The 12,733-nt window shown below is 39.2% G+C and carries 9 protein-coding genes; 8 read left to right on the top strand and 1 reads right to left on the bottom strand.

The window, feature by feature from the left end:
• Positions 1-5: 5 nt before the first annotated feature.
• The 4 genes from UXI14_RS00560 to UXI14_RS00545 all read left to right on the top strand — a co-directional run bounded on the left by UXI14_RS00560 (position 6) and on the right by UXI14_RS00545 (position 3,798).
• On the top strand, positions 6-1,199 hold the full coding sequence (locus UXI14_RS00560) for an aldose epimerase family protein (RefSeq protein ID WP_335964325.1): 1,194 nt from the start codon (positions 6-8) through the stop codon (positions 1,197-1,199).
• A gap of 27 nt (positions 1,200-1,226) precedes the next feature.
• Positions 1,227-2,846 (top strand): sodium:solute symporter, encoded by a 1,620-nt coding sequence (locus UXI14_RS00555; RefSeq protein WP_335964324.1) that lies wholly within the window; start codon positions 1,227-1,229, stop codon positions 2,844-2,846.
• Between the two features lie 185 nt (positions 2,847-3,031).
• Complete coding sequence (locus UXI14_RS00550; protein ID WP_335964323.1) at positions 3,032-3,556, top strand: pirin family protein; 525 nt, start codon at positions 3,032-3,034, stop codon at positions 3,554-3,556.
• A complete protein-coding gene (locus UXI14_RS00545) occupies positions 3,544-3,798 on the top strand; it encodes a pirin-like C-terminal cupin domain-containing protein (protein ID WP_335964376.1) in 255 nt (84 codons plus the stop codon). Before UXI14_RS00550 ends, UXI14_RS00545 begins: the two co-directional genes overlap by 13 nt.
• Before the next feature lie 21 nt (positions 3,799-3,819).
• Here the strand turns inward: UXI14_RS00545 and UXI14_RS00540 are convergent, their stop codons facing one another.
• Complete coding sequence (locus tag UXI14_RS00540) at positions 3,820-4,539, bottom strand: NUDIX domain-containing protein (RefSeq protein WP_335964375.1); 720 nt, start codon at positions 4,537-4,539, stop codon at positions 3,820-3,822.
• Between the two features lie 180 nt (positions 4,540-4,719).
• Here UXI14_RS00540 and xylE point away from each other — a divergent pair, with 180 nt between their 5' ends.
• The 4 genes from xylE (at position 4,720) to UXI14_RS00520 (ending at position 12,732) form a co-directional block, all read left to right on the top strand.
• Complete coding sequence (gene xylE / locus UXI14_RS00535; RefSeq protein WP_335964322.1) at positions 4,720-6,360, top strand: D-xylose transporter XylE; 1,641 nt, start codon at positions 4,720-4,722, stop codon at positions 6,358-6,360.
• A gap of 1 nt (position 6,361) precedes the next feature.
• Positions 6,362-7,843, top strand: a complete 1,482-nt coding sequence (locus UXI14_RS00530) for an FGGY family carbohydrate kinase (RefSeq protein ID WP_335964321.1) — start codon at positions 6,362-6,364, stop codon at positions 7,841-7,843.
• A 14-nt stretch (positions 7,844-7,857) separates the two neighbouring features.
• Positions 7,858-9,165: a xylose isomerase gene (gene xylA, locus UXI14_RS00525; protein WP_335964320.1), complete on the top strand. Its 1,308-nt coding sequence runs from the start codon at positions 7,858-7,860 to the stop codon at positions 9,163-9,165.
• A gap of 432 nt (positions 9,166-9,597) precedes the next feature.
• Positions 9,598-12,732 carry a TonB-dependent receptor gene (locus UXI14_RS00520; protein ID WP_335964319.1) on the top strand — a complete coding sequence of 1,045 codons (3,135 nt, stop codon included), beginning with the start codon at positions 9,598-9,600 and terminating at the stop codon, positions 12,730-12,732.
• Position 12,733 lies beyond the last annotated feature (1 nt).

The raw sequence follows: 12,733 nt of genomic DNA, 5'->3' as shown, positions 1-12,733 counted from the left end.
AAATTATGAATATGTCTAAACGAAGTCTAAAATATGTTCCGCTTTTGTGCTTGGCACTTGTTTTCACTCAGTGTAAAACAAAAACAGAAAATGCATCTGATAACCAAGAACAAAATTTAACCAAAGAAATGACTACAAAGCATCAAATTTCAACATCCGAATTTGGTAAGCTTCCGTCCGGAGAAAAAATAACAAAATATCGACTTGTTAATGAAAATGGAATGGAAGTGGATATTATCAATTATGGTGGGATTATTACCAATTTGAAAGTTCCCGATAAAAATGGAGTTAATAAAGATGTTGTTTTAGGATTTAACTCTTTGGATGGATATTTAACCCCATCTCCTTATTTTGGGGCTATTATTGGTCGCTACGGAAATAGGATTGCCGGCGGGAAATTCGTAATCGATGGTAAAGAGTATACCTTGGCGTTAAACGATGGAAAAAACCATTTGCACGGGGGTAACAAGGGCTTTGATAAAGTGGTTTGGGAAGCAACCCAAATTTCTAATTCAAAATCGGTTTCCCTACAATTATCTTATTTAAGCAAGGATATGGAAGAAGGCTATCCAGGGAATTTAAAAACCACGGTTACCTATACGCTCGACAATTCTAATTCCTTGAAGGTGAAGTATGAAGCTACTTCCGATAAAAAAACGGTAGTGAACTTAACCCAGCATTCGTATTTTAATTTATCGGGGGATTTTTCAAAGAAGATATTAGATCATCAAATAATGATTAATGCTGATGCTTTTTTACCTGTTGATGCCACTTTAATTCCAACCGGGGAATTTCGAAAGGTAAAAGGAACCCCGTTCAATTTTACTTCGGCAAAAGCCATCGGAAAAGAAATCAATAGCGAAAACGAACAACTAAAACGTGGTTTGGGGTACGATCATTGTTGGGTATTAAAAGACCAAGACAAAGGACAGCGATTGGCGGCAACGGCATACGATCCTAAAAGTGGCAGGTTTATGGAAGTATTTACCGATCAACCTGGCATACAGTTTTACACCGGAAATTTTTTAGACGGCACCTTGCCGGCCAAAGGAGGCGGAACCTACGCAAAACGTACCGGTTTTTGTTTGGAAACCCAACATTACCCCGATTCGCCAAACCAAAAAGACTTTCCATCGGTATTGTTAAGCCCAGGGGAAAAATACCAAACCGAAACTTCTTTTAAATTTTCCGTGAAATAGCTATTATAAACTTGTTATAACTTAAAAATGAAAACTTTAGATACACTCGATTGGATTTGTATTGCTTTTTATTTCTTGATTTTGGTTGGGATTGCAATATGGATCATCAGAAAAAAACAAAACAACACAGAAGATTACTTTCTTGCCGGCCGTAATGTGGGCTGGTTTGTTGTTGGTGCTTCTATTTTTGCCTCCAATATTGGTTCGGAACACGTTGTTGGTCTGGCCGGTGCCGGGGCTGGAAACAAACTGCCAATGCTTATTTACGAAATCCAAGCTTGGGTGGTATTAATTCTCGGTTGGGTATTCCTGCCTTTTTATGCCCGTAGCGGCGTATTTACCATGCCCGAATTTTTAGAAAAGCGTTTTGATGCGCGTTCGCGTTGGGTGCTTTCGGTTTTTTCCATTATAGCTTATGTCCTTACCAAAATTTCGGTGACTATTTATGCCGGGGGAATAGTGGTTTCGGCTCTTTTGGGCATTGATTTTTGGACAGGGGCCCTTTCAACGGTGGTTTTAACGGGCCTGTATACCGTTGTTGGCGGAATGCGTGCCGTTGTTTACACCGAAACCTTGCAGGCCATTGTATTGGTAATAGGCGCAGCGGCATTAACAATTATTGGTCTGGATCATGTTGGCGGCTGGGAGAGTATGAAGGAGACCGTTACCCCAGAATATTTAAATATGTGGCGTTCGGCATCCGATCCCGAATTTCCTTGGCCAACACTGTTTATAACAAGCACTATTGTGGGAATTTGGTATTGGTGCACCGACCAATACATTGTTCAGCGTACCTTAACGGCCAAAAATATAAAAGAAGGGAGGCGGGGGACCATTTTTGGCGCCCTGCTTAAACTGCTTCCTGTATTTTTATTTTTAATCCCCGGGGTTATTGCGCTTACTTTAAAAATGAGGGGCGAACTGGAATGGGATACCCCCGATGAGGCGTTTCCGGTTTTAATGAGCAATTTATTGCCTTCCGGGTTGCGTGGCTTGGTAGCAGCAGGCTTGCTTGCCGCGCTTATGAGTTCGTTGGCATCGGTATTTAATTCGTGTTCAACACTTTTTACCGTTGATATTTATAAGAAATTAAAGCCGGATACGCCCGAGAAAAAACTGGTAAGAACCGGACAGATTGCTACCGTAATTGTGGTCGTTATCGGAATTATCTGGATCCCCATCATGGCAAATATATCGGGAGTTTTATACGAATATCTTCAAAAAGTACAATCGTATATTTCTCCACCGATTACGGCAGTTTTTTTATTGGGGATTTTCCATAAGCGCATCAATGCACAAGGGGCATTTATTACCTTAATTACCGGTTTTGTTGTGGGCGCTATTCGCATCATTTTAGAACTGGTAAAAGGTTCGCTGGACCCCAACGGATTCCTTTTCAAATTGGGCGATATGAACTTTTTGACCTTTGGCGCATGGTTCTTCCTTTTTTGTGTAATACTCACTATTGTTGTAAGCTTGCTCAGTAAGGCTCCTTCAGAAGAAAAAGTAGAAAACCTTACGTTCAATACCATTTCAGAAGAAGAAAAAAATAACAATAAAAACAGTTATAATTGGATCGATATTTTGGTATCTGTACTTATAATTGCCATTGTAATTGGGGTGATGATACTTTTTAACGGAAAATAAATCTATATATAATTGGTTGAACAAAAGGGATTAAAATTATTTTAGTCCCTTTTTTTGTTGAAAATAATCCTTAAATTTATAACCCTAAAAAAACTTTCATGAGGACTATATAGAAAATCCACGAAGCAGTTTATGCACCAATTGACGATTTAGCGACATATAGGGCAATTCCCACGCAAAGTATTATGTACTTAGATCCTTTTTTATTTTTAAACCATCATGGGTTGCAGGAATACGGCAAAAACAATAATGGTTTGCCTTTTGGCCCGCATCCGCACAGAGGTTATGAAACCGTTACCTTTATACTGGAAGGCGACATAAAACATAAAGATTCTAATGGATACGAAAGTACAATAACGGCAGGAGGCGTGCAGTGGATGACTGCCGGAAAAGGGTTGATCCATGAAGAAGTTTCTTCGGATAAATTTAAAGAGCAAGGCTGTAACCTGGAAATATTGCAATTATGGGTTAATTTGCCCGCCAAATATAAAATGGTGGAACCAAAATATATAGGTGTCCAAAAAGAAGGCATACCGAAGCTTGATAATAAGGACAAAACCGTTGTTATTAATGCGGTTTCGGGAATGTGGAAAGACACAAAAGGAGGAATAGATACATTAACCGATATTGCCTTGGCTACCATAGAAATTAAGAAAAATGCTACGTATTCGTTGACCATACCGAAGGTAAACAACATATTTTTTATGTAATAAAGGGAAATGTACTTGTAAATGGAAAAAATACAGAAAAGCATTACCTGGTTGAATTTAATAACGATGCCGAAGAATTAACCATTGAAGCACTTACCGAAGCCAAGATTTTACTGGGGCATGCCAAACCTTTTAACGAACCGGTAGCGGCCGAAGGACCTTTTGTGATGAATACGGAAAAGGAAATAAGGGAGGCATTTCAGGATTATCGATCAGGGAAGTTTGGAGTTTGGGAAGAATAGGGAGCCAAAAATTAGGGTCGGCTACATTTCAAAATTAAATCCCTTTTCGGTAAGTTTTTTATAAATATCCGGGTCGAATTTATAGAGTTTTGCAGCTCTGTGCGACACATTTTGCTCTTTCTCCTTAAGGTCTACCAAGAGTTTCATCTTCAATATTTTCCTTCTAAAGTTAGGCTTGTCCAATTCCACGTTTAAAATTTCCTGGTAGAGTTGCATAAGCTGCAAAAGCGTAAACTTTTCAGGGAGCAGGTTAAAGCCAATGGGTGCCTGGCGTACCCTGTTCCTTAAATGCTTTAAGCTGTAGTTTAAAATTTCGTTATGGTCGTATATTAAATGTTTAACATCGTCCATTTTGTACCATTTCGCATCCGATGCAGTAAACCCGGCCTTTACATCATAATCTTCTTTTTTTATCAGGGCATAATACCCAATGGTAATAACCCTGCCCAAAGGGAAACGTTTGGGGTCTCCAAAGGCTTTTAATTGCTCAAGGTATAGATTAGAGATTCCGGTAAGTTCCCTTAACAATCTGTTTGCGGCCTCATCGATACTTTCATCTTCTTTGATCCAACCGCCCGGTAAACCCCATTTTCCCTTGCTAATACCTTCTGCGTGCTCTATTAAAAGAACTTCCAGCTTGCCTTCGTCGAAACCAAATATTACACAGTCAATAGTAATGGCGTTCATTACCTTTTCTTCAATAACTTTTCCTGATTCCTCGTCGATGAATTTTTTAACCATCATTGTTTGTGTACGGTTGTTTTCAATTTGCATATATACAAAATAATTCCTATACGTCACCTTATTGTGTTTATTATTGACGATTATTTATTTTTAAATCTAAAATTTTGATAAAATGAAATTAATTAATTAGTATTGTAGTCAAATTAACTATAAGTTATAGTTTAACTGACTATTATAATGAACCAAACCAATTCAAAAGCCAAGAATGTATATTTAATAACTGCCGTAGCCAGTTTGGGCGGACTACTTTTTGGATATGACACTGCGGTAATCTCTGGCGCAGTAGGAGCATTAAGAAATTTCTTTATTGAACAGATTGGGGCTAACACTGCCGATGCACAAAACATTATTTTTCAGTTCAAGACTGTAATTGTTTTGTGCTGCATTACTGTTTTTGCGCTATTTGGTTCTTTTTTCTTTAAGTTTTTCAAAAAGCAAACGGCAATTATAAGCTTGACGGTACTTTTTATATTTGGTGCCTATTTTCTTTTTTCCAATTTCTTATCAGAAGCAAATGCACTTACCGAAAACCTTACCAATTCCATTTTGGGCTTCATGGTAAGTAGCGCTTTGGTTGGTTGTATAATCGGTGCAGCTTTGGGAGACAGGGTTGCAAACTCTATGGGAAGGAGAAACGGATTGGTGCTTTCTGCAATATTATTTCTTGTGTCGGCGTTGGGTTCTGCTTATCCAGACACTCTTAATTTTTTACCCTCCGGCAGTTTGGCCGTATTTATTTTATATAGAATTATTGGTGGAATAGGAGTAGGGCTGGCCAGTATGCTGGCACCATTGTACATTGCCGAGATGGCTCCTGCCAATATTCGTGGCAAGCTGGTATCTTGCAATCAATTGGCTATTGTGGGCGGTATGTTTATTGTTTATTTCGTGAACTATTATATAGTAAAGGGCCAGGCCGAAGAATGGATTAATGGCATTGGCTGGCGGTATATGTTTTTATCGGAATGTATTCCGGCTATGCTTTTTTTACTGTTGCTGTTTTTTGTTCCGAAGACGCCACGCTTTCAAGTGCTTAAAGGAAATGATGAAGCCGCGGTTAATACGCTCATAAAGTATAACGGGGCTTCCAGGGCAACAATTATTTTAACCGAAATAAAAAAATCTTTTAATATAAAAAAAGCCCCTTGGCTAAGCTATGGCTGGGGTATTATTGTTATTGGACTTTTATTGTCTGTTTTTCAGCAATTTGTAGGGATTAATGTTGTGCTTTATTATGCTCCCGAAATATTTAAAGGTATGGGCATGAAAACAGATGCCTCTATGTTGCAAACCATTATTGTGGGAGCCATTAACCTTCTTTTTACCATTGTTGCGATTTTTACGGTAGATAAGTTCGGAAGAAAAATTTTAATGCTCATCGGTAGTATTGTTATGGCCATAAGCATGATTGGCCTTGGTACTGTTCTGTATGCAGAAAACAACGGGATGCCAGCTTTATTGCTAATGTTGCTTTATATAGCGGCATTTGCTGTTTCGTGGGGGCCGGTTACTTGGGTATTGCTTTCAGAAATTTTTCCGAATAAAATAAAAGGGGCCATGGCCGTGGCTGTTGCAATTCAGTGGTTGGCCAACCTTATTGTCTCGTGGACGTTCCCGATGATGAATAACAATACCTATTTAACAGAAGTTTTCCATCATGGATTTTCTTATTGGGTATATGGAATAATGGCAGTGCTTTCGGCAATATTTATATGGAAGTTTGTGCCTGAAACCAAAGAAAAAACCTTGGAGGAAATGGAAGGCCTATGGGAAATAAAGAAAAAAGTTGTGATAACCACCAAAAAAGCAGAACTGTAACATGTATTATTTAGGGATAGATTTGGGGAGTTCTTCTATAAAATTGGCTGTTTTTGATGCCGATAAAAATGCTTCTGTTTGTGCTTTAACGGTGCCGGACCACGAAATGGAAATGGCAGCTCCAGAATATGGTTGGGCAGAACAAGATCCCAATATGTGGTGGGAGTATGTAAAGGAAGGAATTGAAAAAATCCGCAAGGAACATCATATAGATACAAAGAAAATTAAAGCCATTGGTATAGCCTATCAAATGCATGGGTTGGTGGTGGTCGATGAAAATTTAGAGCCGGTACGTTCTTCCGTTATTTGGTGCGATAGCCGTGCTGCCGAAATAGGGGAAACTACATATAAAAGTATAGGAGAAGGGAAATGCCAACAACAAATTTTGGGAAGCCCCGGAAACTTTACGGCTTCAAAATTGAAATGGGTAAAAGAAAACCAACCGGAAATATATGCTCAAATAAAATACGCAATGCTTCCCGGAGATTTTATTGCGGCCAAACTAACCGGGATTGCCCAGATAAGCACCTCTGGACTTTCAGAAGCAGCACTATGGAATTTTAAGGAAAATAGATTGGCCACAGAAATCTTGAATGCCATGGAAATTTCACCCGAATTAATACCGGAAGTGGTTCCAAATTTTGGCAAACAGGCTAAAATAAGCAAACAAATAGCGGGACAGCTTGGGTTGAGTGAAGAAACAGAAGTTACATACCGGGCCGGAGACCAGCCCAACAATGCTTTGTCGTTAAACGTGCTCCATCCGGGAGAAATAGCAACAACAGCAGGTACTTCGGCGGTTATCTATGGAGTAAGTAGCACAGACGATTACGATGCAAACAACCGTATTAATACCTTTTTGCATGTGAATAACCAACTTGAAGAAAAGCGAAATGGCGTAATGGTATGTATTAACGGTTCGGGGATTCTATACCAGTGGATCCGTAAAATTATGTCGGTTTCTAAAGACGAATTAATTGATTACGAGCTTTTAAATCAATTGGCAGGACAGAGCCCCATTGGGAGCAACGAGCTCCGTTTTTACCCGTTCGGGAACGGTGTAGAACGTATTTTTAATAACAAACCTACTTTTTCGGGGATTCAAAACCTAAATTTTAATATTCACCAAAAAGCAGATTTTGTCCGTGCGGCATGCGAAGGCATTGTGTTTGCAATGAACTATGGTTTTGAAATAATGCGCAATGTTGGTGTGGAAGGCAAAGTGGTTCGGGCCGGAAAGGCAAACCTGTTTTTAAACCCCGTTTTTAGGGAGATATTTGTTAACACCACCAATACAACTTTGGAGCTGTACAATACTTCTGGGGCCGATGGCGCGGCAAGGGGAGCTGCATACGGACATGGGTTTTATTCAAAACTAGAGGAGGCCTTTAGTGGGCTTGCCTGTTTGGAGCGGGTTTCTCCCGACACCAAAAAGGTTGGTCAATATCAGGAAATATATCAAACTTGGAAGAATAACATATAAATCAACTAAAAAAAATGAGCTATTTTAAGAATATCGATAAGATAAAATTTGAAGGAAAAGAAAGCGACAACCCATTGGCGTTTAAATGGTATGACGAAAATAAAGTTGTGGCAGGAAAAACACTAAAAGAGCATTTGCGTTTTGCTACCGCATATTGGCATACATTCAACAACAAAGGAGGCGATCCTTTTGGAGCGCCAACCGAGGTTTTTTCTTGGGATCAATCCGAAAACGTTATAGACCGTGCCAAGGCAAAAATGGACGCGGCCTTTGAGTTTATGGACAAACTTGGAACTCCTTTTTATTGCTTTCACGATGTAGATGTAGTCGATGAGGCCCCTACTTTGGCCGAATTTGAAAAGCGCATCGAAACAATGGTTGAATATGCCAAACAAAAACAACAAGAAACCGGTATAAAACTGCTTTGGGGAACTTCCAATTTGTTTAGCAATCCAAGGTACATGAACGGAGCGGCCACCAATCCAAACTTCGATGTGGTTGCATATGCGGCCGGACAGGCAAAAATTGCCATAGATGCAACCATTGCCCTTGGTGGCGAAAATTATGTTTTTTGGGGCGGAAGGGAAGGTTATATGAGTTTGTTGAATACCGATATGAAACGTGAACTCGACCATATGGCCATGTTCTTGACCACCTGTAGGGATTATGCAAGAAAACAGGGATTCAATGGTACATTCCTAATCGAGCCAAAACCCATGGAGCCTACAAAACATCAGTACGATTACGATGCAGCAACAACTATAGGTTTTATCAATAAATATGGTTTGGAAAAAGATTTTAAACTGAATTTAGAAGTAAACCATGCAACATTGGCGGGACATACTTTTGAGCACGAACTTCAAGTGGCTGTAGATAATGGATTGTTGGGCAGTATCGATGCAAACAGGGGAGATTATCAAAATGGATGGGATACAGATCAGTTTCCATTAAACACTTACGAGATTACAGAAGCCATGTTGGTAATACTACAAGGTGGCGGTATCAAAAAAGGGGGAATAAACTTCGATGCCAAAGTGCGCAGAAACTCTACCGATCTGGAAGATAAATTCATCGCACACATTGCCGGAATGGATGCTTTTGCGCGCGGACTTATATGTGCTGATAAAATTTTAAACGATACAAACTATAAAAAGTTGAGATTGCAACGTTACCAAAGTTTTGACGGTGGAAACGGTGCCAAATTTGAAAAAGGGCAACTAACCTTGGAGGCGTTAAGCCAAATAGCCATTTCCAACGGAGAACCACAACAATTAAGTGGCAAACAAGAATTATACGAGCAAATTATTGCCAATGCTATATAGCTGATTAATTAAAAACTAACAATTATTTATTATGGAAAAACAACTAAAATCAAGTTTTGCTAATTCGTCATAGGGCATATTAGCATACCGTAACATGACATTTTTTAATTGTCATTAAACCTTCGACAACTTTAAATCCAAAATAATACATTTTTTGGTTTAAAGTATAACATTTATGGCCACATAACGAAGCATCTTTGACTGGTTTTGTATGTAGCTGTAAATATCTATATAATAAAATTTTAAATATTAAAATGGGTTTGCCCACCGTGAAATAGGTACGGTGCTGGTCAATTTATTTTGTCTAAAATTATTAATGTAAAATTTACAATTATAATAAGGAGACACAACAATAATTATGTACATGGCAAACATTGTAAAAATAACAGCCTGTGCTATTTAGCTAATTAATTAAAACTAACAATTTTTATTATGGAAAAACAATCAAATCGATTTTTAGAAAATCATTTTCTAAAAGTTGTATTGTTCTTCTTTGTTCTGCTTTTTCAAATGGGCTATGCTCACGCACAAAGCGGAACAATTACGGGAACAATAACTTCTGCAGAAGATGGAATGCCAATTCCCGGTGCAAATGTTGTAGTTGTTGGTACCAATAACGGTACCACTACAGATTTTGATGGGAATTACACAATCAATGCATCAGCAGATGCTACATTACAATTTAGTTATATTGGGTTTGTAAGCCAGAATATTTCCATAGGAGGTAAGTCAACCATAAACGTCGCTTTGGCAACAGACACCCAACAACTGGACGAAGTTGTAGTGGTGGGTTATGGAACCCAAAAGAAAGAATTGGTAACCGGTGCCAACCTGCAAGTTTCGGGAGAAGATCTAGAAAGGCAGAGCACCACCAATGCATTACAGGCACTACAGGGACAAACACCCGGGGTACAGATTACGTCAACTTCCGGGCAACCCGGCGAAGGGCTCAATGTGGTTATCCGTGGTTTGGGCTCAACGGGAAATAATGCTCCGCTATATGTTGTAGATGGGGTATTGACCAACGATATTTCTTATTTAAACAATGCAGATATAGAAAATATCTCCATTCTAAAAGATGCCGCATCAGCCGCTATTTATGGCTCGCAGGCAGCAAATGGTGTTGTGCTTGTAACCACCAAACAGGGTAAAAAAGGACATGCACAAATTACGTTCGATCATTATTACGGTTTGCAAGAAGTAACGAGAAAAATTGATATGCTAAATGCAACCGAATATGCAACTTTAATGAATGAGGAGGCAATCAACTCGGGAAGCTCCCCGATTTTTAGCAATGCCGATATCGACCAAATGGGAGAAGGTACCAATTGGATGGACGAAATGTTCGCTACCGCAAAAACCGAAAACTATACATTGGGCCTAACCGGGGGGAGCGATGCCTCTACGTATTCTTCTTCATTGTCTTATACCAATCAGGAGGGTGTTGTTGGCGGTGCCGATTTGTCTAATTACGAACGTTACAACTTCCGGTTTAATTCAGAACATAAATTTTATAACGACAGGGTAACGTTTGGGGAGAATTTAAGTTTTGCATATATCAAAAATAATGGTATTGGCGTAGGTAATCAATACAATAATGCATTGCGCGGGGCTTTTCAGGCCAATCCGTTGATCCCGATGTATGATGCAGATGGTAATTATTACAACACAGCTGATGATGCTGAAGTTTGGTTGGCAGGAATGTCAAATCCGTATGCTTCAATGATCTATGGGAACCAAAACAGGAATGAAACCCAAAAGTTATTGGGAAATGTATACATGGAATTTGAATTGCTGAAAAATTTAAAGTTCAGAACCAGTTTAGGATTGGATTATTTTTCTTCACAAGGGCATTCGTTTAGCCCTATTTATGAATTGTCATCTTACAACTTCAACAACTTTACCACGGCGACACAAAGTATGAATGAAGGTAAAACCCTTATTTGGGATAATTTATTGACCTATACTTTTGATATTGACAGTAATCACCATTTCGAGACCATGTTGGGGTCTTCCTCTTTTAATTATGAAGGGGTTTCGATGTACGGAAGTAATGTAAATTTAGTCTTTGACGATCTGGAACATGCCTGGCTAAGCAATGCCACTAATACCGAAGGGGCGCAAATAACCTTACAGGGCGGCCCTGATGCCCAAGTGAAGCGTATGTCGTATTTTGGAAGGTTAAACTATAACTTTAAAGAAACCTATTTATTGAATGTTACCTTTAGGGCCGATGGCTCGTCTAATTTTGCCAATGGAAACCGTTGGGGGTATTTTCCGTCTGTTTCAGGTGGATGGATTGTTACCAACGAGAACTTTATGGACAGCGCAAGCAATTGGTTAAGTTACTTTAAATTAAGAGCAAGCTGGGGGCAAGTAGGTAATCAAAATGTTGGGAACTTTCAGTATTTGGCCCCGGTTACTTATCGATACACAAATTACATTTTTGGAAACGAAGAAGCAGTGTTAACACCGGGAGCTTACCCGAACAGATTAGCAAATCCGGCACTTACTTGGGAAACTTCAGAACAATTGGATATTGGTTTTGATGCCAGGTTTTTTCAATCAAAGTTGACCGTTAATTTCGACTGGTACGAAAAAACAACCAAAGATTGGTTAATCAGTATTCCTGTTTTACCAACTTCCGGAGTTGAGAACAAATGGATTAATGGAGGAGATGTAACCAACCGTGGGGTTGAACTGGCACTTGCCTTTAGAGACCAAATTGGTGAAGATTTTTCTTACAACATTGGAATTAACGGAGCCTATAACCAAAATGAAGTAGGAAGTATTCCTACTGAAGACGGCATTATTCATGGTGAAACAGCACAACTTTGGGACAATTCACCAGAATTTTATAGGGCCGAAAATGGCCATCCGCTAGGATATTTCTGGGGGTATGAAACCGATGGTGTTTTTCAAACCGAAGAAGACGTTCAAAACTATAGAAATACAGATGGAACAGTTATTCAGCCTACAGCTGTACCGGGAGATTTAAAATATGTAGATAGAAACGGAGATGGGGTTATTGATGTAAGCGATAAAACACAAATTGGTAATCCAAACCCCGATTTAACCTATGGTATTTCTCTTGGTGCCAATTACAAAGCACTCGATTTCTCGGTGCAAACAAGTGGCGTTGCCGGAAATCAATTGGTGCAGTCGTACAGAAATATGTCGGGTGCCTACGGCACTTACACGGCAGAATTTTTAGACCGTTGGCATGGGCCGGGATCGTCGAATACGCTTCCAAGATTAACGCTGGATAATAGAAACTATACCAAATTCTCTGATATTTATGTAAAAGACGGCGATTTCTTTAGAATTAATAATGTAACACTTGGTTACGATATCGCCAAAGGAGTGAACAAAGAAAACTTTTTTGCCAGCCAGCTTAGGGTTTACTTTTCTGTATTGAACTTATATACGTTTAGCAATTATAACGGGATGGATCCTGAAGTTGGGTTTGGAGTTTCTTCAGACGAATACAACTTTTCTTCAGGCGTAGATGTTGGATATTACCCACGTCCAACAACATATATGATGGGACTAAACATTAAATTCTAAA

It is taken from the genome of Galbibacter sp. PAP.153, from assembly GCF_037029175.1.
In the GTDB taxonomy this organism is placed as follows: Bacteria; Bacteroidota; Bacteroidia; order Flavobacteriales; family Flavobacteriaceae; genus Galbibacter; species Galbibacter pacificus.
Note: the sequence above shows the minus strand (reverse complement) of the source record. Positions and strands in the feature narration are given on the sequence as shown.